Here is a 23841-nt window from a genome sequence, read left to right on the forward strand (position 1 = left end):
ATAAGGCGCCCGCCCGTCGTACCGGATACAAATTTCGTGAACAAGCACGGGCGTCATCTTGTATCGACGCTGGCGCATCACCGCCCCCAATATTGGCCGACAACCAACAAGGCTCGGCCATTCGCACATGCAACCTCGTCCTCCGTCCAGCGCCATCGTCGTCGGCTCCGGCATCATCGGAGCGGCATGCGCCTATTTCCTGGCCAAGCGAGGCATCTCGGTCAGGCTTCTCGACGCCTCGGCTCCCGCCGCCGAAGCGACAGGGGCTGCGGACGGCGCCGTTTCCGTGGCGAGCAAACGCCCCGGACCAATGATGTCGGCAGCGCTCGAAGGCGTGCGCCTCTACGGTCAACTTGCCGATGAAGGACTTCTGGCCGGTGCGTTCAAGCGGCGTTCCACTTTCATCATAGCCGCTTCCGACGACGAGTGCACCGTTCTCGCCAGCCATTCGGCAGCTCTGGAGAGTGCGGGGGTCAAGGTTGAGACGCTTTCGGGAGACAGGCTCCGCCAGGCATTTCCGGTTCTTTCGAACCAGGCCAGGATGGCTGTCGAGGTGCATGGCGAGGGCCACGCCATCGGCTACCAGATCGTCCACAGGCTGTTGACGGCCTCGGGCATTACCGTCGACCGCGACACGCGGGTGGAGGGCCTCCGGCTCGATCGGAGCGGACAGCGCGTCACCGGCATCGACACCAACCGCGGGCGCCTCGCCGCAGACGTATTCTTGGTCGCGGCGGGCAGCGGCTCAGCCTCGCTTCTGGGCCTGTCCCAGGTCCTCACTCCGCGCAAGGGACAATTGCTGGTGACCGAACGGGCGCCTGCACTCAACGCCGCCATGCCCGGTGCCATCATGTCTGGCCGCTACCTGCTCAGCAAGGGAAGCCAGAAAGCTGGCTACAGCCCGCCGCCGCGGGGCCTCGGCCTCGTGATCGACCCGCTCGTTACCGGCCAGTTCCTGATTGGCGGCACTCGTGAGGACTTCGGCGACCGGCGTACAAACGATATCGAAGCGGTCTCGCGTATCCTTTGTGATGCTGTCGAACTGGTGCCGGGACTTGCCTCGGTCAGGCTGCTGCGCAGCTTCGCCGGCGTGCGCACCGCGGTCATCGACGGGTTGCCGCTGGTCGGCCGCGTGCCGGGTCTGGAAAACGCCTTCGTCGCGACGGGGTTCGAGGGCGATGGCATCTGTCTCGGCCCGATTACCGGCCAATCGATCGTTCAGCTGATCTGCGGCGAGAAGCCCTCGATCGACCTTTCCTTCTTCGATCCCGCCCGCTTCGGCAGCTACGGGGCTGCGGCATGAGCGACCGAACCTTCGACTGGATGGGACACAAAGTCAGCTTCCGCGAGGGCGAGAGCTTTGCGGCGGCACTCGATGCCGCGGGAATCCGCACCTTCGGGTCCGACACGGTCGGCAACCTGGGGCGCTACTTCTGTGGGATCGGCGCCTGCCAGTCCTGCCTGATCCGGGTGGACGGCGTGATCCGGGAAGCGTGCATCACTCCGGCCAGAACAGGAGCCCAGGTCGGCACCGTGGGAAAGATCGATGGTTGAGCCGGACGTCATCGTCGTTGGCGGCGGTCCTGCGGGTCTCGCCGCAGCAACGGAGGTCGCGGCCTCGGGATATCTCGTCGAGCTCGTCGAACAACGCAACAGCGTCGGCGGGGCTGTGCATCGGCAGCCTGTTGATGGGGTTGCGCACGTCCCCCAGGCCCGCGGCACCCGCGCGAGCTGGGAGCGAGTTTCCAGGGCATTCTCGGAGGCACAGATTCCTGTCCGCTATCAATCGGTGTTTTTCGGTGTCGATGGCGACGGCTTCACGCTAATAGAGAACCGCCAGACCGGGCAGGTCGAGTTGTTGCGCCCGAAGGCAATCATCATCGCGACCGGCGCCGTCGAAAAGGTCCTCCCAAGACCGGGCTGGCAGCTGCCGGGGGTTTCCACGGCCGGTGGACTGCAGGTGATGATGAAGGAAACCGGACAGGCGCCGCAAGGCCGCGTCCTGCTCGCCGGTACAGGTCCACTGCTGGTGGCCGTCGCCGCCCAGATGGCAAAGCTCGGAAATCCGCCCGTGGCGATCGTCGAAGCCGGCGATCCTCTGCGGCGGTTCAGAGCGGGTCTCAAGCTGCTTTCCGACCCGACGATCCTCGTGGAGGCTGCCGGCTATCTGGCCAGCGTCGCGCGCAGGCGGATAACCTGGCTGAGAGGCGCACGCATCGTCGCGATCGAAGACAGTGGCACACTCCTGGAAGTACGGGTCCGTGACAGTGGTGGTTCGGAGCGGTCCTTCACGGTAGATCGCATTGGCCTGCACGACGGCATCCGTCCCAATGACTTCGGCTTACCGGAGGACTCGACCGGGCCGCGAACCGGGCCCTTCATCTTCAGGGCGGGGGATTGTCGCGAAGCGCTTGGAGCCTATGCGGCGGAGACGGATGGTCGCCGCGTTGGACGCATGGTCTCCGAACTCCTTCTGGGCAATCTCGGCGCTGGCGATCTCACGAAGGAACTTGAGCGGTCACGGCGGACGCAGGCGAACCTCGCAGCGCTTTTTGCCCCCGTCCACCCCGCTTCGCCTTTCTGCGATCTGCCGGATGAAACCATCCTGTGCCGGTGCGAAAGCAAGACTGTCGGTGACCTGCGCAGCCTCTGCAGCCAGCCCGACCGGCTGACAGGCCGGGAGGTGAAGCACAATGGCCGCTTCGCCATGGGAGCGTGCCAGGGCCGCTTCTGCGCCGAAAACACGGCATCGCTGATGGCGCAACTTAATCCGGGAGAGCCCCAGCCACTCGCCGAGGACCTTACGGGCCGCCGCTGGCCGGTGCGCCCGGTCTCCATTGCGGCGCTGACCCGCGCCAATCCCACAAGAACTGAAAGCCAATGACGAGGTATCCGCACATGACGCAAGCACAGCGCCTGACGATCGAGACAACGAATGCGATCCTGGTCCGCAATCCTTTCGACGGCTCCCCGGTGGGAGAGGTGCCGACCAGCAGCGCAGGCGAGATCGCGGCGGTCGTCGCACGCGCCAAGGTGGCGCAATGGGATTTCAGGCGGTCAACGCCGGCCGTTCGCCGCGCCATGCTGAATGCGCTTGCAGCAGAAATTGCCGCCGATGCCGAAAACATCGCACGGATCATTTCGTCCGAGATGGGCAAGACCATCCGCGAGGCGCGAAACGAGGTGCGCCGCGCGCAGAACACGTTGAGGCTCTCGGGAGATGCCGCAACCTTTCTCGACGGCGAGGCACTGCACTGCGCCATCGTTGAAGGCGGGGCTGACAGGCTGGCCACGATCACCTACGAACCTGTTGGTGTCGTAGGCGCCATCACGCCGTTCAACTACCCGCTCAACCTGCTCTGCCACAAGCTCGGTCCCGCGATTGCTGCCGGCAATGCCCTGGTCGCGAAGCCCTCGCCCAAGGCGCCCCTCGCCGCCGCGCGGTTGCGCGAACTGGCGCTGAAGGCGGGCTGGCCGAAGGACCTGTTCCAGGTCGTGCACGGCGGAGCCGATGAGGCACTGGCGCTTGTCCGCGCTCCGATCGACCTCCTGTCGTTCACCGGCGGCCCGTCCGCAGGCCTTGCGCTCAAGAATGCGTCGGGCCTCGTGCGCTGCCTCATGGAGCTCGGCGGCAACGACCCGCTTTTCGTGCTGCCCGACGCCGATCTGGACAAGGCCGTCGCAACCACGATCGGACACCGTTTCGAGATTGCCGGCCAGAGCTGTGCCGCCGTGAAGAAGCTCTACCTGCACAAGGACATAGAGAAGACCTTCACCGAGAAGCTGCTCGCTGCCGTCGATGCGGTCGAGTTCGGCGACCCCTCAAGGGACGACACCGACATGGGAACGGTCATCGACATGGCCGCGGCGAGAACGGTGGCCGACCGTGTCGAAGCCACGATCGCCAACGGTAACGGAAAGCTGCTGACCGGCGGCACCCATGACGGAACCGTCTACGCACCGACCGTTATCTCCGAAGTCTCCGTGAATGCACCCGTCATTGCCGATGAGACCTTCGGCCCGATCATCGCGATCCGCTCGTTCTGGGATGCGCGCGAGGCAATCACCGAGGTCAATGCCGGCTCCTACGGACTGCAGGCGGGCGTCTTCACCAACGACCACGCGCTGATCAAGACCTTCTCCCGAGACCTGCAGGTCGGCGGCGTGATGATCAATGAAGGCCCCGACTTCCGGGCCGAGCATGTGCCGTTCGGCGGAATCAAGCGCTCGGGCCTCGGCCGCGAAGGTGTGCGGATCGCCCTGCGGGAGATGTCGGAGCCCAAGGTGGTCATCGACTAAGGAGGGTGGAATGCGCGTCGGTATCCTTGGAGCATCGGGGCGGGTTGGCGCCCGTCTCGTCGAACAGATCCTCACCAATCCGGGGCTGGAGCTTGCCGCGGCGCTGGTTTCGCCGCAGTCCCGGCTCATCGGGAGCCCCGTCGCCGGCGGCAGCCTCGAGTATCGTCCCGCGGACGCGGCAATGAAGAGCCATTGCGACGTGATGATCGACTTCTCGACACCGGCCGCAAGCCTCGCGTTCCAGGAAACCCTCGGGACGAAGACGATCCCGATGGTGATCGGAACGACCGGGTTTACCGGAGAGGAGGAAGAGCGCCTGACGGGTTTCGCCCGGCACCGGGCAATGCTGATCAGCGCCAATTTCGCCCACGGGTTCGAGGCATTCCGGTTGGCGGTCGTCGGCTTCTCCCAGCACATGCCCGAAGCGGAAGCCGCGGTGAGCGAGACATATCATGCCCGCAAGAAGGCTGAAGCGTCGGGAACCTCCCGGCTGCTGGCCTCGCAGCTGTTTCAGGCCCGCAGCGCTGCCATGGGCTTCGCCGCGCCGGAGCCCTCGATCACTGTCAACCGCGAAGGCGATACCGTCGGCATCAATGAAGTGCGCTTCGAGATGGGATCGGCCGAAGCGGTCTTCACCTACCGCGTCCATACGCTAGCGGCATACGCGGAAGGGGCGATTGCAGCCGCACAGTGGCTGGCTTCCAAGCCGAGGGCGGCCGGCCGCTATCAGCTTGCGGACAGTCTGAACGGAAACGATTGAGAGGAACAAGAACATGACCATGGATGAACTGGCCAGCCGCTTCGGGGGCGTCTTCACCGCCCTGATCACCCCCTTCAAGGATGGAGAAGTCGACACCGTCGCCTACGACGCACTCGTCGAACGCCAGCTCGAAGCCGGCGTCGCCGGACTTGTGCCGGTCGGCACGACCGGCGAGGCAGCGACCCTTGCCGACGACGAGGCCGATGCGCTGATTGCCCGCACCGCCCGGCTTGCCGGCGGCCGTGCATTGGTCATGGCAGGTGCTGGCGCCAACGACACGAAGAAGACGGTCGAGAAGGTCAAGCGGGCAGAAGCGGCAGGTGCGGATGCAGTCCTGATCGTCACGCCCTATTACAACAAGCCGACCCAAGCGGGGCTGATTGCCCATTACAGCATGGCCGCGGCGGCGACCTCACTGCCGGTCATGCTCTATTCGGTGCCGGGTCGCTGCGGGGTCGAGATCGCACCCGAGACCTGCGCGGTTCTGATGGAGAAGCATGCCAACATCATCGGCATCAAGGAAGCCGGTGGATCGGCGAGCAGGGTCACGCAGCTGCGCGCTGCCTGCGGCGACCAGTTCATCATTCACTCCGGTGATGATGGTCTGACGCTTCCCTTCCTGTCGCTCGGGGCGGTTGGCGTGACGAGCGTCGTCGCAAACGTCGCTCCGCGCGAAATGGTGCAGCTGGTCGAGGCCTGGAAGCGCGGGGACACGGCACGGGCGCTCAAGCTGCACGAGCTGATTTCCGAGCTGACGGACAGCATGTTCATCGAATCCAATCCGGGACCGGTCAAGGCGGCGCTGGCGCTCGCAAACCTGGCGGGGCCCGAGATGCGGCTGCCCATGGTGCCGGTGTCGGCGGACAACCGCGAGCGTCTTTCCGCGGTCCTTGGTCGGTTCACATCCGCCTCGGCCGCCTTCCAAGAAATGCGCTAAGCCGCGCCTGCAGCTTTGCATTGCCCGGTGCTGCCGAGCATAGGAGTATCGACCATGGCCGTCCGCGTCAGCGGACGTGCCGTCAAAGACAAGGGGAACGTGAATGAGGAACGGGACTGAGCCCAACGGCTGCCTGAGGGTGAGACATCACCTTCCTGGCCGGATCAAGACCGTCAGGAGCTGCCGATGAACTACACCTGGGATTTCCACTCCGTCTGGCAGTACTGGGACCTGTTCCTCTGGGGACTGTGGATCACAGTCGTCTACACCTTCGGATCGATCCTCTTCGGCATCGTCATAGGTTTCGCAACCTGCGCAGCGCGGCTTTCCGGCTCCAGGTTGCTTGGCGGCATCGCCCGCGTCTACCAGGAGATCTTCCGCTGCACGCCGCTGCTCGTCCAGCTACTGTGGTTCTATTATGCCTTCCCGCTCCTCATCGGCGGGTCGATCGACAACCGGGTCGCAGCAATGCTGACGCTGTCGCTCTATGTCGGCGCCTTCTATGCCGAAATCTTTCGCGGCGCGATCGTATCGATCGACCGGGGGCAGCGGGAGGCCGCGGCAGCGATCGGAATGAGCTCGTGGCAGTCGATGAACCGGATCATCCTTCCGCAGGCGATGAAGCGGGCCCTGCCGTCCTTCATCAACCAGTCGGTCATCCAGTTCAAGAACACGTCTCTGGTCTCGGTCATCTCGGTCGCCGACCTCGCCTATATGGCCGCGGTCGTGAACGGTCAGACCTACCGGCCGCTGGAATCCTACACGCTGATGGCCGGACTCTACATCGCGATGCTGCTGCCGCTCACGCAGGCCGCAGACTGGGTCGAGCGTCGTCTGAGAGTCAGCGACTGATGGAGCGGATGGAACAGATGAGCAAGAATACGAAGGCAGATTCGGCTGTGATCGAGGCCGTGGGACTGCGCAAGAGCTACGGGACGCTCGAAGTGCTCAAGGGGCTGGACCTCAGCCTGGATCGCGGCGAAGTCGTCGCCCTGATTGGACCCTCCGGGTCCGGCAAGTCGACGTTCATTCGCTGCCTCAACATGATGGAGGTTCCGACCGGCGGGACCATCCGCTTTCGCCAGAAGCCCGTGGGCAAGCAGTTCCGCGACAAGGGCGAGGAGATCGGAATCGGCACGCTGCGGCGCCATGTCGGCATGGTGTTCCAGCACTTCAACCTCTTCCCCCACAAGACGGTTCTGCAGAACGTCACCGAGGGACCTATCGTCGTGTGCAACCGCCCGAAGCGAGAGGCGGAGGAACTGGCAATGGACCTGCTTGCGCAGGTGGGGCTCGCGGAAAAACACGCCGCCTATCCAAATCACCTCTCGGGTGGTCAGAAGCAGCGCGTCGCCATTGCGCGAGCGCTCGCGATGCAGCCGGAAGTCCTGCTCCTCGACGAAGTGACGAGCGCACTCGATCCGGAACTGGTCGGCGAAGTGCTTGCGGTTATCCGGAAGCTGGCAGAGGAAGGAATGACGATGGCGATCGTGACGCACGAGATGGCTTTCGCCGCCGACGTGGCGAGCCGCGTGCTGTTCCTGGACCAAGGTGTCATCGCCGAGACGGGAAGTGCCGAGGAGGTCATCCTCAATCCGCAGAACCCCAGGCTGCAGGGCTTCGTTGCCCGCTTCAAAGGGTAAAGCGGCATGGCGAAGCTGAACGTTTGCATCTTCGGCGCAGGGGAGATCGGCACAGCGCTCGCGTCAACACTCAGCAGGAGCGATGGCTTCGCGGTAAAAGTCGTCGACCCGTCGGAAGATGCGCTCGATCGCATCCGCAAGCGAAACCTTGACGTGAAGCTTCAGCTCGTCAGTGGAGCAGACGGCGCGCGCGCGACGCTGAGCGCTCAGGATATTGCAGTCGCAGCCGTTCCCGAAGCGGCGGTCAAGGATGTGGCCCTGGCAGCACTTGCTGCCAACGTGCACTACCTCGACTTCACATGTCCCACGGACGCAGTCAGGGCAGCACTGGCGCAGCTGGCGGAGCGACGAGCCGTCTTCAGCGGCTGCGGCGTCTCGCCAGGCCTAGTGGGAAACATCGCCTGCAGCTTGCTGTCTGCCTTCTCACCGATCACCGACCTGACGATACGAGTCGGCGCCAATCCGATCGTACCGACCAATCGCCTGGGCTATGGCCAGATCTGGAACCTGGACGGCCTGATCAGCGAGTATACCAAGCCAAGTGCGGCAATACGGGACGGGCAGGTTACGTGGATCGAGTCGCTTGAGGGGCTGGAGCGACTCACGATCGACGGCGTGACCTACGAAGGTTTCACAACGGCCGGAGGCCTTGGCGACCTTTCCATTTTCGGGGAAGAGCTGCCCCGAAACGTGACGTTCAAGACGATACGCTATCCCGGTCATCTCGATTATATGCGGTTCCTGCTCGATGACCTCGGGCTCCGGCACCGGCGTGATATGCTCCGATCCTTGCTGGCCAATGGTCTACCGGTCATCGAAGACGATACGCTTCTTCTGGTCCTGACCGCGCGAGGTCTTCGCGGTCGACAACCGATCGAAAAGACGGTCCATCACCGATTTTCGGCGAGTTCCACCTTCGGTGCCTTCAACGCCCTGACATCGGTCGCCGTGGGCTACGCAGCCACCCTCATGTCGCTGCTTCTAAATGATCGCGTTCAAAGCACGGGCCTGATCGCACACCACCACCTCGACACAAGCGCGCTGATCAACAGCCCCTATCTCGGACCGCTCATGAGAACTTGAAGCCGCGTGCGCTGAGCTGAGGGGCCTCAGTCCAGTAGCTCGCGCAGCCGCTCGGCCAGTTCCCGGGCAGTATAGGGCTTCTTCAGCCAGCTTCCAGATGCAGCCAGCTCCCGCCCCGCGATCTCCGGCTCTGCATAGCCGGAGGTGAACAGGACCTTGATCTCCGGGCGTTCCCGGCGGACGATCTCGGCGAGTTCGTCCCCCGTCATTCCCCCCGGCATGACCACGTCGGTGAAGAGCAAGGCTATGTCGGAATGCTGCTTCAGGCGTTCGAGCGCAGCGGCGCCGTTTTCCGCCTCGATGACCTCGTATCCCAGATCGATCAGGCGCGACACTGCCACGCGCCGCACCCGCGCATCGTCCTCCACGGCCAGTATCTTTTCCGAACCGCCGGGCAGCGCCCTCTTGACCGCCACCTGCTCGGCCGGCGAGGCCATATCCGTCGCATACTGCACCGCTGGCAGGAAGACGCGGACACTGGTTCCCTGTCCTTCCTCGCTGTAGAGCTGGATGTGTCCACCGGACTGCTTGGCAAAGCCGTAAACCATGCTGAGACCTAGACCGGTCCCAGCTCCGACGCTCTTCGTGGTGAAGAAGGGCTCGAATGCCCGCTGCTTCACTTCCTGCGACATGCCGGCGCCATTGTCGGTCACGCTGACGAGAACATAATCCCCGGTGCGGACATGCGGATACATCTGTGCATAGTCGACATCGAGCTTCACGCGCGAAATCTCGATCGACAGGCGCCCGCCCCGCGGCATCGCATCGCGGGCGTTCAGGGTGAGGTTGAGGATCGCATTCTGCAGCTGGGACGCATCCACCAGCGCCTCGTTGCTGCCGCCGCTGATGATTGTCCGCAACTCGATCGTCTCGCCGACAGAGCGGCGAAGCAGATCGGAGAAGCCAGACACGAGCTGCCCGACATCGACGATCTTCGGATTGAGGGGCTGCTTGCGTCCGAAGGCCAGCAACTGGCCGGTCAGCTTTGCGCCGTCTTCCGCCGCTCCCTGCGCCTCCCGCAGCATCGTCAGCAGCTTTTCGTCGTTCAGCCGGCTTTCGATCATCTCGAGATTACCGCTGATCACCGTCAGCAGGTTGTTGAAGTCGTGGGCAAGGCCGCCGGTGAGTTGCCCGATCGCTTCCATCTTCTGGGCCTGCCGCAACTCCTCCTCGATCTTGTGCCGGCTCGTCAGGTCCCGCACGAAGCCTGTAAAGATGCGCTTGCCGTTGACGCGGGTTTCTCCGACCGCCAGTTCCATCGGAAAAAGGGTTCCGTCCTTGCGCTGCCCCGTCACCACCCGGCCATAACCGATGATCCTGCGCTCGCCGGTCGTGATGTAGCGATTGAGATAGCCATCATGCTTCTCGCGGTCGGGGGATGGCATCAGCATTTTGACGTTGCGGCCGCGAACCTCACCGGCCGAATAGCCGAAGAGACGCTCGGCCGCGGCGCTGAACGAAGTTATCGTGCCGTTCTCCTCGATGACGATCATGGAGTCGGGAACGGTATCGAGGATCGAGCGCAGATGCGCCTCTCTCTCAGCCAAGTTGATTTCGGTCGACTTCATGTTCGTCACGTCGTTGTTCGTCTGGATGATGATCGGTTCGGGCTCATCGGGAATGCGCAGCGCTACCCAGCGCGTTGCACTGACGACCGTATGACCCTCTTTGTGCTTGTGGAGGATTTCCCCTTCCCAGACACCGGCCGAAAGTACCTCGGCACAAATCTCTTCGCGCGGCTTTGGAAAGCGCGTCGAGAGCAGCTGGTGAATGACCTTTCCGACTGCTTCCTGCCTCGTCCATCCATACAGCGCTTCGCATCCGGCGGACCATCCAAAGATGGTTCCCTCCAGGCGGTGGACGATAAGGTTGGCATGGTTCAACAGTCGAAGTGCGGCGTCGAGATCTTCCCGACTTGTCCATTGGGGGGAGACTGCCAAATCCATGTCCTAATCAAGCCTTGGAGCTAGTGGCGGATCCGCTCCGGCTGTGGGGTCGCGGGACGCCAATCATCTTCGTATTCATCGCCGTCTCCAGCCATCTGCGCAAGCTTTCCGCGCTTCAGTATCTTCACCGAATGGCGGCCGGCGGTTTCAATCACGCCCTTGCTGCTCAGCTTGGTCAATGTCCGGGAGACGGTTTCGATAGTTAGCCCAAGGTAATCGGCAATGTCGAGACGGGTCATCGGCAGCTGGACTGCCGTCTGAAGAGCACCGGCGTTCAGAGTGCGCTGCAACTCCTTCAGCAGGAAGCTGCAAAGCCGCTCTTCGGCATTCTTGGTGGAAAGCAGCACCATCTGATCCTGCGCTGCCGCCATTTCGTCGGACATCTGGTGGAAGACGGCGGGGCCAAGGTCGGGGGAAACCGCGATCTCGTTTTCGAAGCTCTTGCGGGATAGGCGGCGAATGGTCACCGGCGTGATCGCCTCGGCCGTGTAGATATAGTGGCTCTTGAAGGACATGCCGAGAATGTCGCCGGCATGAAGGAAGCCGGTGATGACGCGGCGTCCGTCGCCAAGAATGCGGAATATCCGCAGCGAACCCGTAACCACATGGAAGACGGACGTGGCGACGTCGCCCTCGAGGATCAGGGTCTGGCCTGCCGAAAGGCTTTCGGCAGGAAGCTTGGAGAAAAGTGCCTGCAGGCTCGTAGGCTGCACGGCAAAGCTTCCGGGAATTGTTCTCAGGGAATTGCCTGCGCTTTCGATGAACATCGGCATCGCCTCCATTTGTTGATGATGCCAATAGACGCGATTAAAGTAACACGCTGATGCCCTGGGTGTGACAATCGGCGCTATCGTGTAACACTGTGTAACAATGCAGAATCGGCGGCGCATGAAACCGGACGTGAACAGCCCTCCCCACCTCCTCGTGATCGACGACGATCCGCGTATCCGCAACCTCCTCGCCCGATATTTCGAGGAGGAGGAATACTCGGTCACCTGCGTCGCCGACGGCATCGAAATGCGCGTGGAGATGCGGCAGAAGACGTTCGACGCCATCCTGCTGGATCTCTCCCTTCCCGGTGGGCAGGACGGACTGGATCTCGCCCGCGAAATTCGGAGCCAGTCCGACGTCCCGATCGTCATGCTGACCGGTCGCGACGACGTCGTCGATCGCATCGTTGGCCTTGAGATCGGAGCCGATGATTACATAGCTAAGCCCTTCCACCTCCGCGAGGTACACGCGAGATTGAAGTCGATCCTGCGGCGGCGGGTCACATCCACTCCCGCCAAGGTCAGCGCCGCGCCGGAAGAGGAAGTCTTCTCCTTTGATGGCTGGTCCCTCAATGTAAGCCGTCGAATGCTGTACGATCCGGAGGGCCGCGAGATCGGCCTGACGACCGGAGAGTTCGACATGCTCGTCTCGCTCGTGAAGAATTCGGGCCGGGTTCTGTCGCGCGACCAGCTGATGGACATGACCCGCGGGCGGCCAATGGAGGCCTTCGATCGGGCGGTCGATGCGCAGATCGTGCGCCTTCGACGAAAGATCGAGCGCGACCCCAAACGCCCTGAACTAGTTAAGTCGGTGCGCGGTATTGGTTACGTCTTCACTGGGCGGGTGTCGTAGGGCTCTGGCCACTGCCGATCTGTCCGAAGATCATAGAAAAGGCTGACGGGGGGATCGGTGGCTTCCGGCAATTCCAGCTGTTCCGGTGTCTCCGGCGCCGAGTTCCAGAACCGGATCGCCTCGCACCCCTCTTCCCAGGCGCATTTCTTGGCGAAGTCGAGGAGTTGACGGGAAATACCGTCGTGATCCAGAAGCGAGACGGTTGCGAAGATCGGCACGTCGAGGATTCGCGCCACCTGCCCCTGGCTCGTGGGCTGGATTCGAACCAGACCTCGAATGTAGCCCCTCCTATCCCGTGCAACAGCCCATTGACGTCGCAGTGAATCCGTCGCCAACAGGCGTTTCCACGTCTCGAAGGATAGCGACGGCATGACGACCTGCATCACCGCAAAAGCGCGTGCAACATCGTCCGCCTCCAGAAACCCGATCTCGCAATCTTTGGGCATTTATGCTGGCTCCACGGTCCGTCGTCTCTCGCAGCACTACGCAACTGTCTCAGCATGGGCCTTGCCCCCGATCCATGCATTGACGCGAGTCAAAGCACGGCATCGGCTAGATCGTTCCGGACCAGTCCGCATCTGGCGTTCCCGGATCCTGGCGCCTCTGAATTAATTTCGTCGCAATTGATCGTTAGGATCAGCTGGTGGAGGAAAAGCCATGGCAACCGATCTCACAGTAGCAGAAGTTCTCTCCGACCCGCTGATCGGCCTCATGCTCGAAGCCGACGGCATGGACAAGGCGGCGTTCGCAGATCTTCTCGACAGGGTGGCGCGGGAGCAGCTGCATCAAAAAATGTCCGGCCTGCAGGAAAGACGCGCGGACATGTTCTACACGCGCCTCGCGGCATCCGAGACCCGAGTCTCGTGCAGCGGGATCTGCTGAACGGTATCAGGCCGGCTGCCGCTTGCGGTCAGGCTGTCAAACCCACAGGCGGCTTGGCTTGGTCCAAGAGCGCGAGCAACTGCGACGCCGGGCCCGGCCGGCCAAAGTGATAGCCCTGCCCAAACTGGCAGCCCATCACCGACAGTAGCTGACGTTCCGTCTCTCCCTCGATACCTTCGCAAAGAACCTTCCTGCCCAGTTGCGCGGCAATGCCAGTGACAGCATGCACGATGGCCCTGGACGCGGCATCTTCCGCTAGCCTTCGTATGAACGACTGGTCGATCTTGATCAGGTCGAACGGGAAATCGGAAATATAGGACAGCGACGAATAGCCGGTCCCGAAATCGTCGAGAGCAATCGTCACTCCCAGCGCCTTCAGCCGCTTCATGTCTTCCAGAAGCTTCTTGGCATCGAGCGCGAATGTCGATTCCGTGATCTCGACATGGAGACGGCCCGGCGGGAGCCCTGTTACCTGCAATGCCCTCAAAACGTCTTCACGCACATCCGATCCGGCAAACTGGACCGCCGACACGTTGACCGCGACCGTCAGATCCGACGGCCAGTGGACGGCCTCTCTGCAGGCTTCTTCCAGCGCCCAGCGCCCAAGGTCGCAGATGAAGCCGTTCGCCTCGGCGATCCCGATGAAATCCATCGGTGAGACCAGGCCCAGTTCCGCGTGCTGCCAGCGGATGAGCGCTTCTGCCCCAACGATAGCGCCGGTCTTGAGATCTACCTGCGGCTGGTAGACGAGGAAGAACTCTCCTCTCTTGAGCGCCGGCCGCATGTCCTTTTCCAGTCGCCGTGTACGGGCTTCGGCTGCGGCCTCGACCGGCGTGTGGACAGCCCAGCCGGCGCCGCCGACCTTCTTTGCCTGATCGAGCGCAGCCTCGGCGGCGTCGATCCAGGAAGCTGGACCTCCAGCGACGTCGCTTGCCAGGGCGGCGCCGACGCGTACGGAGACGTCGATCCTGGAGGAGCCACAATTGATGCCCTTGGAGAACACGCCGACGATCTTGTCCGCGTAGAAGGAAAGGGGATTGTCGGCCGACACGGCCAGCACAACGCAGAACACATCCCCACCAAGCCTGCCGACAAGACCGACATCGGGAACTTCCGAGATCTTCCTCGCTGCCGCCATCAGGCGACGGGAGACCGCTTGCAGAACCTGATCGCCGGTATATCTGCCGAGCGTGGCGTTTACCGTGCTGAACCGATGCAGATCGATCGCGAAGACCGCCAGCGTCTTCTCTTCCTCGGCGCTTTCCCTGATGCGGTTGATCAGCTCACGGCGGTTCAAGGCACCGGTGAGATCGTCGAGTTGCGACAGACGACGGAGTTTCGCCTCGTAGACCTTTCTCGCGGTGATGTCTCTCATCGTGATGCAGGCTGCATAGGATCGGCCGTGGCCTTCATCGCTGCCACTGCCAGACTGCTCGAGCGAGGACAGCGTCAGGACTGCCTCGACGTGCTTCTTCTGGCCATCGCAAACAAGGTCGAATTCTTCCTGAATGGCCGGCGCGTTGCGAGTGCCTTCCGTGAAGGCTGCGATGCTCCGTCGAAGCGCCGCGACGAGTACGGCGGGTGCTCCGTCACAGAAATCGCTTCCACGTCTGGGCTCCCAGGAAGAACAGGAAAGCGAGCCTGCAGTGCGGCTGAGGTCGATGATCGTGCCCTGATCGTTGACGATGAAGACGGCATCAACACTGTCCTGAATGATACGCTTGAGTATCCGCCGAGAGTTCCGTTTCTCTGCGCTCGCCAATTCGGCAAGCAAGGTGGTGAGATCCAGCTTGGCGGCCAGCAGTGCCGTGAATCCGAGAGCCAGTATCAGGTGGATGGTCGCTGTTGGAAGGATGAACGACCATTGCTTCTGAAGGACGTAGGCAGCCAGTTCGGAGGCCACCGAAATCACCACGGCAATCGCAGCCACGACCGGGATCGATGTCAGCCGTCGCCAGATTGTCGCGGCGATAACGAGCAGCCCCGTTATCAGGTATATCGGCCAGCTTACGAGCGGCTGCGGGACACGATCCTGCAGCAGCGTCTCGGCTGCGAGAATGTGCAGCATTGGCCCGCTGAGTATACCGTAGATCGGGACAGGGAACTGATCCTTCAGTTCCGTCGAGTAGGCGCCCACGACGACCGAACGGCCGGCCAGCATGTCTGCGGGAACCTTGTTGCGCAACAGGTCCGCCACCGAGATAACCCGCACCGTATCAGGCCGTATCGAAAAATCGATTCCAATCTGTTCCGGTAGGCCCGCCTCCGGCAGTGCGGAGAGCACCACCGCAACCGACGTGAAGTTTTCACCGTCCATCCCTCTGAACGTGTCAAACGCCCGGAATTGCCCCGCCTCCGTCAGCGACGCATCCGCGGCAGCCAGCCAAGCATTCTCCGCAAACTCTGGGATCGGTCTCGTTATTGTCGCCGAGGAGGGATCATCAACGTTCTGGCGCTGCAGAAAGACCGGCAGGATCACTCCGCCGCCGGCCCGTACCAGGGCCTCAGACAGGGCCTGGTCTTCCGCCGGACGTGAGGGAGTACTGAAATCGATATCGAGGAGGATGTCGCCAGCGCCTGCTGCAACCAGCCTGTCGATGATCTCGGCATGGATCGAGCGGGGCCATGGCCACGTCCCGACGTGATCCAGACTCTCCTTGTCAATTGCCAGATAGACAAACCGGTTCGACGCAGTCCGCGGCGCGTTGGCGGCCCGGAAATCAATCAGTTGCGAATCGAGACGCTCCACTGTGCCAACGCCCGGCAGCCAGAGAGACAGTAACAACAGCAGGCTGACCGAGATTACTCGCGTCAGCCTGCCCAGTCGCATTCCCTGTTTCAGCGGTGAGAGCCGGTCCAGCATCGTGGAGGACAATCCTTGTTACCTTGCCTCAGCGTTCGACCCCGTCAGTCATCCGTTTCCGTTATTGCCGTTCCCGTTTCCGTTGCCGCCACCGTTTCCGTTGCCGTTCCCGTTGTTGCCGTTGCCGCCACCGTTCCCGTTGCCGTTCCCGTTGTTGCCGTTGCCGCCACCGTTCCCGTTGCCGTTCCCGTTGTTGCCGTTGCCGTTGCCGCCACCGTTGCCGTTGCCGTTGTTGCCGTTCCCGTTGTTGCCGTTGCCGCCACCGTTTCCGTTGCCGTTCCCGTTGTTGCCGTTGCCGTTGCCGACCGCAAACATCTTGCCGCTGTTTCCGCTGCCGGAACCACCAGAGCTTTCAAAGCCTCCGGAGGGTCCACCGTTGTCGCCACCCCGGCCATTGCCGCGCGATTGATCGGCACCGATGGGGGTAGGCGCGCCAACGGCCGGTACGCTTGCAGCACTCGGCGATGCCGCGGTCACCGAAGGAGCGCCGGAGACACCGGCGACGCTCATCGACTGCGATTGGTCGACACGCGCGCTTTGGCCGGGACCGAGGTCGGTGGTCTGCCCGCCGGTGAACGAGGACACCTGGACCAGGCCACGCTCGACGCTAACAGAGGCGTCCTTCTCCGTGACCGTGACATCGAAGCTCGTTCCCTTCACCACAGCGGCGAGGAACGGCGTATGGACGTAGGTGTGCGGGCTGCTGCGCTTTTCGATATCGAGCGCCAGCTTGCCGTGCTGCTGCACGACCTCCGTCTTGCGGTTGAAAAGGCTCTCCGTCGTGATGATGGCCGCCAGGGTCTGCGGCTGCACCGCGATGGTTTCAACACCGCGGGTCAGCACCGCCCGGCCTCGCGGGCCCGTGGAGATCCATGCCTTGTTGGGGATGTTCATCCCCGCCTTGACGGGCTGCCACGTCTGCTTGTCGGTCGTGTACTGAACCTGCTGGTTCGCTTTCTCGACAAGCCACTCCTCGGCGAGTGCCGACGTAACGCCGGTAAAGAAGATGGCCGCGAGGATGAGAAGGTTACGTATCAAGGTCGGCATATGGAAATCCCCCATTCGCCAACACCACAGCACCGCCTAATTAAGAAATCCTTCAACTAGCAGCTACATTTGGAGACAAGCAGCGTATTTTCGCCATTTCCGAGCGAATTCCACATCAAAAGGCGGCGGTAGCCAGACGCTGCCGCAGTTCCCGAAGATCACCGATCTTCCGCTCCATCAGGTGTCGTTCCCAGGCCAGTGCCGTCTGGACGATTACGTCCAGATCGTCGTGGCGAGGGGTCCAGTCGAGAAGACGTCGCGCCAGCGTGGCATTAGCGACCACGCTCGCCGCATCTCCGGGCCGCCGCGGCCCGTATCTGACGTCGAAGCTCTCGCCGCTCACCCGCATGACCGTTTGCAGCACTTCGAGCACGGAATAGCCCCGGCCGTAGCCGCAGTTGGCGATCAGCGCTTCTCCGCCGCGACGCAGATAGCTCAACGCCCGCAGATGCGCCTCCACCAGATCGCTGACGTGGATGTAGTCGCGGATACCGGTCCCGTCGGGAGTCGGGTAGTCGGTGCCGAAGATATCGACGCCGGACCTCTGGGCAAGAGCCGCCTCGACGGCGATCTTGATCAGGTGCGTGGCGCCTACCGTCGAAAGTCCGGTCCGGCCCTGGAGATCGGCGCCGGCGACGTTGAAGTAGCGCAACGCCACGAAACGGAAGTCATGGGCTGAGGCAGCGTCGCGCAGCATGATTTCCGCCATCAGCTTCGACTGCCCGTAGGGGTTCTTGGGCTGGAGAGGGGCGCTTTCCAGAACCGGCGTGTCGTCCGGCTGGTCGCCATAGACGGCAGCGGTTGACGAGAACACGAAATGCTTGATCCCCGCAGCAATGGTCGCTTCGGCCAGAAGCCGGGTCTTGCTGGTGTTGTTGTCGTAGTACTCCAGAGGATGTGCGACCGATTGCGGGACAACGATCGAGCCGGCGAAATGCATCACGGCATCGATTCGGTTTTCGGCGAACACCTGCGCCAGCAGATCCATGTTGCCGACATCGCCGAGGTAAAAGCGCGCGGCGGGAGGAACGGCCCAGCGGAAGCCGGTGGACAGGCGATCGAGAACCACGACCTCCTCCCCTGCATCCAGCAACGCCCACGCCATGTGGCTGCCAATATAGCCGGCACCACCAGTCACCAGAACGGCCATTTCGACGCTCCCTGCCTTTGTTGTTGGCGGGAAGCGAAACACCGTCCGTCTTCAATATTGCTTACTTGTGGAGCGCTGCGCCGGGTTTATCTCCGCCCATGGCTAAGCCTGTGCTGATCGTTTTCCTCAAACTTTATCGATCGCCCCTTACGGCATCAAAGCCCAAGGATGTAGTCCGCCAGCCGATCGGCCGCGACGCGCACCTTTTTCGGGTCCCGTAGGAAACAGGCTCTGAGGAATTCCGCGCCACCCGGCCCGAAGGCGGAGCCGGGGGCGAGCGCGACCTTGACCCGGTCGACAATGTCGAGGGCGGCTTGCCGGCTATCGGTGATACCGTCGACCTTCAGAAAGGCATAGAGAGCCCCCTGCGGCTTCAAGGTCTCCACCCTGTTCGTTGCAATCAGCGTATCGCACAGGATATCGCGCGATTGCCTCGCCCGGGCGAAGTTCTCCCTGACGAAGTCGTCCCCGTGGTCGAGAGCCGCCACGCAGCCGCGCTGCAGAAATTGCGCGACGCCCGAGTTGGAATACTGGACGAGGTTCTCAATAACCTGGCCCATTTCCGGTGGAGCCACCAGCCAGCCCACGCGCCAGCCGGTCATCGACCAGTTCTTGGAGAAGGAGTTGGCGAAGATCACACGCTCACCCGGCTCCATGACATCCAGGAAGGACGGTGCGCGTACTCCTTCCCCGTAGTGGTAGAGTGCATAGATCTCGTCGGCAATGATCCAGATGCCGTGCCTGCGGGCAATGGCCAGGATTGCTGCCAGTTCCTCCCGGCTTGCGGTCCAGCCTGTCGGGTTAGACGGCGTATTCACGAAGATTGCCCGGGTCTTGGGCGATACCAGCGATTCAAGCTTCTGGAGATCCAGCGACCAGGCGCCGTTCGCGAAGTCCAGTGGAAGAGCAACGGCCTTCGCCCCGCCAAGCTCGGTGGCGGCCACGATGTTCGGCCAGGCAGGAGAAAGATAAACAAGTTCGTCGCCCGGGGAGGTCAGCGCCTGCGCCGCCAGCATGATGGCATGCATCCCCGACCCGGTGACGTAGAAATGGTCGCTGGAAAGCGAAACCGAGAAATGCCTTGCGTAGTAGCGCGACAACGCTTCGCGCAGTTCCGGTATCCCCCGCTGCCAAGTGTAGAAGGTCTCGCCGGCGAGGAGCGCGTCGCTGGCCGCCCTGTTGATGAAATCCGGCGACGGCAGGTCGCCCTCCCCCGCCCAGAGCGGAATAAGCCCCTCCTGGCCCCGCGCATACGTGATGACTTCGACGATGCCGCTTTCCGGTGCGGCAAGTGCGCGGGGGCTGAGACTTTCCAAGACCGACATACGATCCCTCTCCGTTTGTCAGTCCCTCATAGCGCAGCCGGCCGAAGGAATCCCATGACAATCGGTGAGGCCGAGATCGATTTGCGTGATGATTATCAGCGGGCCTTGAGCAGGTCGCGGATCTCCGCCAGCAGCAGCACATCCGCCGGCGGCGGGGCTGGAGCCTCTTCCACCGGTTTCTTTTCCTCGGCAAGGCGGATGCGATTCACGACCCTAACCATCAGGAAGATGATCCAGGCGAGGATCAGGAAATTCAAGATGACCGTAACGAAGCTGCCATAGGCGAAGACTGCCCCCTGCTCCCGTGCTGCCGCCAGCGTCGGAGCAGTTACGGTGGAGGAGAGTGGAATGAAGTAGTCGGAGAAGTCGATACCGCCGATGATTGCGCCGACGATGGGCATGATGATGTCGTTGACGAGCGAATTGACGATCCCCGTGAAGGCACCGCCGATAATGATCCCGACGGCGAGATCGATGACATTCCCCTTGGCGATGAAAGAACGAAACTCGGAGACCACGGACATGACGACCCCTTCCTGTACTAATCAGGGCGAACCGCGGCACGATGCCCGGCATCAACCCTTGTGGAGGTGTTGTGTCGGCGAGAGCCGAACAAGTAGGACTTTATGCCAAGACCCGCGCGATTTCCAAGCATCCTGTTTTCACCTATCCTGCCCGACTTGAGCAAGCGTCCCGAGCGGAGGAGACATGCTTCCAGCCTGGCTGATCTTCCTGTCGGCATTCGTCTATATCCTGCTGCTTTTCGCGGTCGCGAGCTATGGTGATCGCCGGAGCCGGTTGATCGGCGTGCCCGATCGCGGCCGTCCGGTGGTCTATGCGCTCAGCCTCGCCATCTACTGCACGTCCTGGACCTATTTTGGCGGCGTCGGGCTCGCCTCCCAGCGGGGTCTGGAATTCACCGGCATCTACATCGGCCCGATCCTCGCCTTCACGATTGGCATGCCGATCATCCGACGGATCGTCGAACTGGCGAAGGCGGAGAAACTCACCTCAGTCGCCGACTTCATCGCCGCCCGCTACGGCAAGAACCCCGCGGTCGCCATGATCGTCGCTTTCATCTCGCTGATCGGAGCGATTCCCTATATTGCCCTTCAGCTAAAGGCTGTCTCAAGCTCCGTTGCCGCCATGGTGGACGCCTCTGCCTACGGCATTGGCAGCGGCAACCTCTATTTCATCGACCTCGCGCTGATCGTCACGATCCTGATGGCGTGTTTCGCCGTGGTGTTCGGGACCCGCCACACGGATGCCACGGAACACCAGGACGGCCTGATCCTTGCAGTGGCGATGGAGTCCGTCGTCAAGCTGCTGGCCTTCGCAACGGTCGGTATTGCCGTTGTATTCTTCCTCTTCGACGGGCCGGCGGATCTGTGGCAGCGCTCCACGGAGAACCTGCTCGTCGCCTCGGCCATGTCCTATGAGACGCCCGTCAGCCGCTGGATTCTGCTGATCGTGCTATCGGCCTTCGCCATCATCATGCTGCCGCGGCAATTCCACGTCACGGTCGTCGAGAATCGTACCGAGCGGGAACTGAAGACAGCGGGCTACTTCCTGCCGCTCTACCTCGTGGCGATCAACCTCTTCGTGCTGCCGATCGCAATGGCAGGCCTAATCCAGTTCGGCGGCACCGGCAATGCCGACCTCTACGTGCTGCTCCTGCCGCTCGCGAACGAAATGCCGGTCGTCTCGCTGATCGCCTTCATCGGTGGCTTCTCGGCCGCGACGGCGATGGTCATCGTCGCTTCGGTCGCGCTGTCGATCATGGTGTCGAACGACATCGTCATGCCGGTCCTTCTCCGCCGCAAGCTCATGCGGCGTTCGGTGCATCGGGCCGATTTCACCAAGACCCTGCTGCGGGTCCGGCGGACCTCGATCATCGCCGTCCTCATGCTCGGCTATGCCTATTATCGCGGCGCCGACAGCGAATCGGGGCTGGCCTCCATCGGCCTTCTCGCCTTCGCCGCCATTGCCCAGATGGCCCCGAGCCTTTTCGGGGGGCTCATCTGGCGGCGTGCGAACGCCCGCGGCGCCATCCTCGGAATGACCCTGGGCTTCCTCGTCTGGGCCTACCTGCTCTTCGTGCCAAGCCTCGGCGGTCCGAACAATTCCCATGTGGCTACAGCCATCCTCGATTTCCTGCTGCCGGGTACAGGGCTCTTTTCCGGCGCCGAGACCGATGCGCTGGTGACGGTGACACTGTTCAGCCTGATCATCAACACGGTCGCCTTCGTGCTCGGGTCGCTGTCGCGCAATCCGAGCCCCGTCGAACGCATCCAGTCCGGCATCTTCGTCCGCAGGCATCGCCGTACCCAGTTTGCGACCCGGGGCTGGAAGACGCGCGTCAGTGTCGGAGACCTGAAGACGACGATTGCCCGCTATCTCGGCGAGGAGCGGATGGAGCGCTCCTTTGCCAACTATGCGAATGCCGGCGGGCGTCGGCTCGAGGACAGCCAGCCTGCGGATATGGCGCTGATCCACTTCTCCGAACAATTGCTCGGAAGCGCGATCGGTTCATCATCGGCGCGCCTTGTTCTCTCCCTCATTCTGCAGAAGGCTGAGGACACCAATTCGGATACGGCCTGGCTGCTCGACCAGGCAAGCGAGGCGCTTCAATACAATCAGGACATGCTGCAGACCGCGCTCTCGCAGATGGACGAGGGCATTGCGGTCTTCGACAGCTCCTACTGCCTGACGATCTGGAACCGCCGCTTCAGGAACCTCCTCGACCTGCCGGAACAGGCCGGTCAGGTCGGATATCCGCTCACCGACATCATCGCCTACCTGTCCAATCGGGGCGATATCAAGCCCGAGAACCGGGCGGAGGTGATCCGCCAGTTCCAGACCCTCGATGCGCCCTTCTCTCTCGTGGTGGCGGGCGGCACACGGATCATCGAAGTGCGGTCGAATGCCATGCCCGACAAGGGCATCGTCGCGACGCTGACAGACATTACCGAGCGGGTCGCCGCTGACCGCGCCCTCAAGCTCGCCAACGAGACGCTCGAGCAGCGGGTCGAGGAGCGGACTGCGGAGCTCACGAGGGTGAACCGGGAGCTTGCGGAAGCGCGTGCCGCGGCCGAGGAGGCCAATATCGGCAAGACGCGCTTCTTCGCAGCCGCGGGCCACGACATCCTTCAGCCGTTGAATGCCGCGCGCCTCTATTCCTCGGCGCTCGTCGAGCGGCTGGGAAAGTCGGAGAACAGCGCACTCGTCCGCAATATCGATTCGGCGCTGGAGTCAGTCGAGGCAATCCTGGGAGCCGTTCTGGACATATCCCGTCTCGATACGGGTGCCATGAAGCCACGCGTTGCATCCGTGGCCCTCGACGAGCTCCTGAGGCGCATCGAGACCGATTTCGCGCCCATGGCCCGGGAAAAGAACCTGCGCTTCGTCGTGGTTCCGAGCTCGATCCGTGTCCGCTCGGACCCGAACCTCTTGCGACGCCTGGTCCAGAACCTCGTTTCGAACGCCATCAAATACACGATTGACGGGAAGATCCTGGTCGGTGCGCGCCGGCGCGGGAACGAGGTGGTAATCGAGGTGCTCGATTCAGGCATCGGCATTCCATCCGCCAAGTTCCGGACCGTCTTCAAGGAATTCGCCCGGCTGGACGAGGGAGCACGAACCGCATCGGGGCTTGGTCTCGGCCTTTCGATCGTCGATCGCATTTCGCGTGTCCTGAATCATCCGGTCGAGCTTTCCTCCGTGCCCGGCAAGGGCACCGTCTTCCGCGTCAGCATGCCGCGTGACCTGACGGTATCGCAATCAATGCGCAGCAGCGAACGTCCGGAGCGGCGCCGGCGAACGCAGCCACTGACAGACCTCAGGGTTCTGTGCATCGACAACGACCCGAAGATCCTCGAGGGCATGGCGCTGCTGATTTCCGGCTGGGGATGCACGGTCGGCCAGGCCGCCTCGCTCGCAGACGTCGAGGGTTTGATAGCAGGCCGTGAGCCACCTCCCGAGCTCATTGTCGCAGATTATCATCTTGGCGACGGAAACGGCGTCGAGGCAATTCTCCGTCTTAGGCAGGCGTACAAAGCCGATATTCCGGCACTGCTCGTGACGGCCGACCGTTCCCTCGAGGTGCGGGCGGAGGCGGAACGTCACGATATCGCGCTGCAACACAAGCCGGTGCGTCCGGCGGCCCTTCGGGCCTACCTGACACAGGTGGCCGGTATCAAGCGGATCGCCGCGGAATAGCACCGCTGTTCATCCGGCAGTCATCCACCCTCTCCTAGGAAGACGAGTGACTCGACTCGGCCGCG

General features: G+C 62.6%; 20 protein-coding genes. 12 read left to right on the forward strand and 8 right to left on the reverse strand.

Annotated features, from left to right (window positions below; translation table 11 throughout):
- Nucleotides 1-127 precede the first annotated feature (127 nt).
- The 9 genes from ACEPP2_RS02140 to ACEPP2_RS02180 all read left to right on the forward strand — a co-directional run bounded on the left by ACEPP2_RS02140 (nucleotide 128) and on the right by ACEPP2_RS02180 (nucleotide 8722).
- Nucleotides 128-1303, forward strand: coding sequence for an NAD(P)/FAD-dependent oxidoreductase (locus tag ACEPP2_RS02140; RefSeq protein ID WP_077547560.1), 1176 nt, complete (start codon nucleotides 128-130; stop codon nucleotides 1301-1303).
- Nucleotides 1300-1554: a 2Fe-2S iron-sulfur cluster-binding protein gene (locus ACEPP2_RS02145; protein WP_395515646.1), complete on the forward strand. Its 255-nt coding sequence runs from the start codon at nucleotides 1300-1302 to the stop codon at nucleotides 1552-1554. The genes ACEPP2_RS02140 and ACEPP2_RS02145 overlap by 4 nt, the downstream gene beginning before the upstream one ends.
- Nucleotides 1547-2884: an FAD-dependent oxidoreductase gene (locus ACEPP2_RS02150; protein ID WP_395515647.1), complete on the forward strand. Its 1338-nt coding sequence runs from the start codon at nucleotides 1547-1549 to the stop codon at nucleotides 2882-2884. Before ACEPP2_RS02145 ends, ACEPP2_RS02150 begins: the two co-directional genes overlap by 8 nt.
- Before the next feature lie 14 nt (nucleotides 2885-2898).
- Entirely contained in the window at nucleotides 2899-4299 is a 1401-nt protein-coding gene (locus ACEPP2_RS02155) for an aldehyde dehydrogenase family protein (protein ID WP_395515648.1), read from the forward strand.
- Nucleotides 4300-4309: 10 nt separating this feature from the next.
- Nucleotides 4310-5059 (forward strand): dihydrodipicolinate reductase C-terminal domain-containing protein, encoded by a 750-nt coding sequence (locus ACEPP2_RS02160; RefSeq protein ID WP_152341085.1) that lies wholly within the window; start codon nucleotides 4310-4312, stop codon nucleotides 5057-5059.
- A gap of 13 nt (nucleotides 5060-5072) precedes the next feature.
- Nucleotides 5073-5996: a 4-hydroxy-tetrahydrodipicolinate synthase gene (gene dapA / locus ACEPP2_RS02165; RefSeq protein ID WP_395515649.1), complete on the forward strand. Its 924-nt coding sequence runs from the start codon at nucleotides 5073-5075 to the stop codon at nucleotides 5994-5996.
- A gap of 186 nt (nucleotides 5997-6182) precedes the next feature.
- The gene (locus ACEPP2_RS02170; protein ID WP_152341086.1) at nucleotides 6183-6848 is read left to right on the forward strand and encodes an amino acid ABC transporter permease; all 666 of its coding nucleotides are present in this window, start codon (nucleotides 6183-6185) and stop codon (nucleotides 6846-6848) included.
- 17 nt (nucleotides 6849-6865) lie between these two features.
- On the forward strand, nucleotides 6866-7639 hold the full coding sequence (locus ACEPP2_RS02175) for an amino acid ABC transporter ATP-binding protein (RefSeq protein WP_395515650.1): 774 nt from the start codon (nucleotides 6866-6868) through the stop codon (nucleotides 7637-7639).
- Nucleotides 7640-7645: 6 nt separating this feature from the next.
- Nucleotides 7646-8722 (forward strand): saccharopine dehydrogenase family protein, encoded by a 1077-nt coding sequence (locus tag ACEPP2_RS02180; RefSeq protein WP_281978710.1) that lies wholly within the window; start codon nucleotides 7646-7648, stop codon nucleotides 8720-8722.
- A 26-nt stretch (nucleotides 8723-8748) separates the two neighbouring features.
- Here the strand turns inward: ACEPP2_RS02180 and ACEPP2_RS02185 are convergent, their stop codons facing one another.
- Nucleotides 8749-10662, reverse strand: coding sequence for a hybrid sensor histidine kinase/response regulator (locus ACEPP2_RS02185; protein WP_395515651.1), 1914 nt, complete (start codon nucleotides 10660-10662; stop codon nucleotides 8749-8751).
- Nucleotides 10663-10688: 26 nt separating this feature from the next.
- Entirely contained in the window at nucleotides 10689-11435 is a 747-nt protein-coding gene (locus ACEPP2_RS02190) for a Crp/Fnr family transcriptional regulator (RefSeq protein WP_235864226.1), read from the reverse strand.
- Nucleotides 11436-11556: 121 nt separating this feature from the next.
- Here ACEPP2_RS02190 and ACEPP2_RS02195 point away from each other — a divergent pair, with 121 nt between their 5' ends.
- Nucleotides 11557-12291, forward strand: a complete 735-nt coding sequence (locus ACEPP2_RS02195) for a response regulator (protein WP_395515652.1) — start codon at nucleotides 11557-11559, stop codon at nucleotides 12289-12291.
- On the opposite strand, the gene ACEPP2_RS02200 is transcribed toward ACEPP2_RS02195, so the two are convergent.
- Nucleotides 12264-12737, reverse strand: a complete 474-nt coding sequence (locus ACEPP2_RS02200) for a hypothetical protein (protein ID WP_077547551.1) — start codon at nucleotides 12735-12737, stop codon at nucleotides 12264-12266. The two genes, ACEPP2_RS02195 and ACEPP2_RS02200, sit on opposite strands and share 28 nt — an antisense overlap.
- A gap of 211 nt (nucleotides 12738-12948) precedes the next feature.
- On the opposite strand from ACEPP2_RS02200, the gene ACEPP2_RS02205 reads away from it, so the two are divergent.
- On the forward strand, nucleotides 12949-13173 hold the full coding sequence (locus tag ACEPP2_RS02205) for a hypothetical protein (RefSeq protein ID WP_152341089.1): 225 nt from the start codon (nucleotides 12949-12951) through the stop codon (nucleotides 13171-13173).
- Nucleotides 13174-13201: 28 nt separating this feature from the next.
- On the opposite strand, the gene ACEPP2_RS02210 is transcribed toward ACEPP2_RS02205, so the two are convergent.
- The 5 genes from ACEPP2_RS02210 to mscL all read right to left on the reverse strand — a co-directional run bounded on the left by ACEPP2_RS02210 (nucleotide 13202) and on the right by mscL (nucleotide 20082).
- The gene (locus ACEPP2_RS02210) at nucleotides 13202-16036 is read right to left on the reverse strand and encodes an EAL domain-containing protein (RefSeq protein ID WP_152341090.1); all 2835 of its coding nucleotides are present in this window, start codon (nucleotides 16034-16036) and stop codon (nucleotides 13202-13204) included.
- Between the two features lie 48 nt (nucleotides 16037-16084).
- A complete protein-coding gene (locus tag ACEPP2_RS02215) occupies nucleotides 16085-17083 on the reverse strand; it encodes a FecR domain-containing protein (protein ID WP_395515653.1) in 999 nt (332 codons plus the stop codon).
- A gap of 115 nt (nucleotides 17084-17198) precedes the next feature.
- On the reverse strand, nucleotides 17199-18233 hold the full coding sequence (galE, locus tag ACEPP2_RS02220) for a UDP-glucose 4-epimerase GalE (protein WP_395515654.1): 1035 nt from the start codon (nucleotides 18231-18233) through the stop codon (nucleotides 17199-17201).
- 155 nt (nucleotides 18234-18388) lie between these two features.
- Nucleotides 18389-19558: a pyridoxal phosphate-dependent aminotransferase gene (locus ACEPP2_RS02225; RefSeq protein ID WP_395515655.1), complete on the reverse strand. Its 1170-nt coding sequence runs from the start codon at nucleotides 19556-19558 to the stop codon at nucleotides 18389-18391.
- A 95-nt stretch (nucleotides 19559-19653) separates the two neighbouring features.
- On the reverse strand, nucleotides 19654-20082 hold the full coding sequence (mscL, locus tag ACEPP2_RS02230; RefSeq protein ID WP_142588213.1) for a large conductance mechanosensitive channel protein MscL: 429 nt from the start codon (nucleotides 20080-20082) through the stop codon (nucleotides 19654-19656).
- 184 nt (nucleotides 20083-20266) lie between these two features.
- Between mscL and ACEPP2_RS02235 the strand changes: the two genes are divergently transcribed.
- Entirely contained in the window at nucleotides 20267-23776 is a 3510-nt protein-coding gene (locus ACEPP2_RS02235) for a PAS domain-containing hybrid sensor histidine kinase/response regulator (RefSeq protein WP_395515656.1), read from the forward strand.
- The last annotated feature ends 65 nt before the right edge of the window (nucleotides 23777-23841 follow it).

It is taken from the genome of Pseudorhizobium flavum (genome assembly GCF_044142885.1).
Taxonomy (GTDB): Bacteria; Pseudomonadota; Alphaproteobacteria; order Rhizobiales; family Rhizobiaceae; genus Neorhizobium; species Neorhizobium flavum.

Coding starts and splice junctions, on each gene's coding strand:
- ACEPP2_RS02235 (WP_395515656.1), top strand. CDS start 20,267: ATGCTTCCAGCCTGGCTGATCTTCCTGTCGGCATTCGTCTATATCCTG.
- ACEPP2_RS02160 (WP_152341085.1), top strand. CDS start 4,310: ATGCGCGTCGGTATCCTTGGAGCATCGGGGCGGGTTGGCGCCCGTCTC.
- ACEPP2_RS02140 (WP_077547560.1), top strand. CDS start 128: ATGCAACCTCGTCCTCCGTCCAGCGCCATCGTCGTCGGCTCCGGCATC.
- galE (WP_395515654.1), bottom strand. CDS start 18,233: ATGGCCGTTCTGGTGACTGGTGGTGCCGGCTATATTGGCAGCCACATG.
- mscL (WP_142588213.1), bottom strand. CDS start 20,082: ATGTCCGTGGTCTCCGAGTTTCGTTCTTTCATCGCCAAGGGGAATGTC.
- dapA (WP_395515649.1), top strand. CDS start 5,073: ATGACCATGGATGAACTGGCCAGCCGCTTCGGGGGCGTCTTCACCGCC.
- ACEPP2_RS02195 (WP_395515652.1), top strand. CDS start 11,557: ATGAAACCGGACGTGAACAGCCCTCCCCACCTCCTCGTGATCGACGAC.
- ACEPP2_RS02200 (WP_077547551.1), bottom strand. CDS start 12,737: ATGCCCAAAGATTGCGAGATCGGGTTTCTGGAGGCGGACGATGTTGCA.
- ACEPP2_RS02155 (WP_395515648.1), top strand. CDS start 2,899: ATGACGCAAGCACAGCGCCTGACGATCGAGACAACGAATGCGATCCTG.
- ACEPP2_RS02210 (WP_152341090.1), bottom strand. CDS start 16,036: ATGCTGGACCGGCTCTCACCGCTGAAACAGGGAATGCGACTGGGCAGG.
- ACEPP2_RS02225 (WP_395515655.1), bottom strand. CDS start 19,558: ATGTCGGTCTTGGAAAGTCTCAGCCCCCGCGCACTTGCCGCACCGGAA.
- ACEPP2_RS02190 (WP_235864226.1), bottom strand. CDS start 11,435: ATGTTCATCGAAAGCGCAGGCAATTCCCTGAGAACAATTCCCGGAAGC.
- ACEPP2_RS02150 (WP_395515647.1), top strand. CDS start 1,547: ATGGTTGAGCCGGACGTCATCGTCGTTGGCGGCGGTCCTGCGGGTCTC.
- ACEPP2_RS02215 (WP_395515653.1), bottom strand. CDS start 17,083: ATGCCGACCTTGATACGTAACCTTCTCATCCTCGCGGCCATCTTCTTT.
- ACEPP2_RS02170 (WP_152341086.1), top strand. CDS start 6,183: ATGAACTACACCTGGGATTTCCACTCCGTCTGGCAGTACTGGGACCTG.
- ACEPP2_RS02205 (WP_152341089.1), top strand. CDS start 12,949: ATGGCAACCGATCTCACAGTAGCAGAAGTTCTCTCCGACCCGCTGATC.
- ACEPP2_RS02145 (WP_395515646.1), top strand. CDS start 1,300: ATGAGCGACCGAACCTTCGACTGGATGGGACACAAAGTCAGCTTCCGC.
- ACEPP2_RS02175 (WP_395515650.1), top strand. CDS start 6,866: ATGAGCAAGAATACGAAGGCAGATTCGGCTGTGATCGAGGCCGTGGGA.
- ACEPP2_RS02180 (WP_281978710.1), top strand. CDS start 7,646: ATGGCGAAGCTGAACGTTTGCATCTTCGGCGCAGGGGAGATCGGCACA.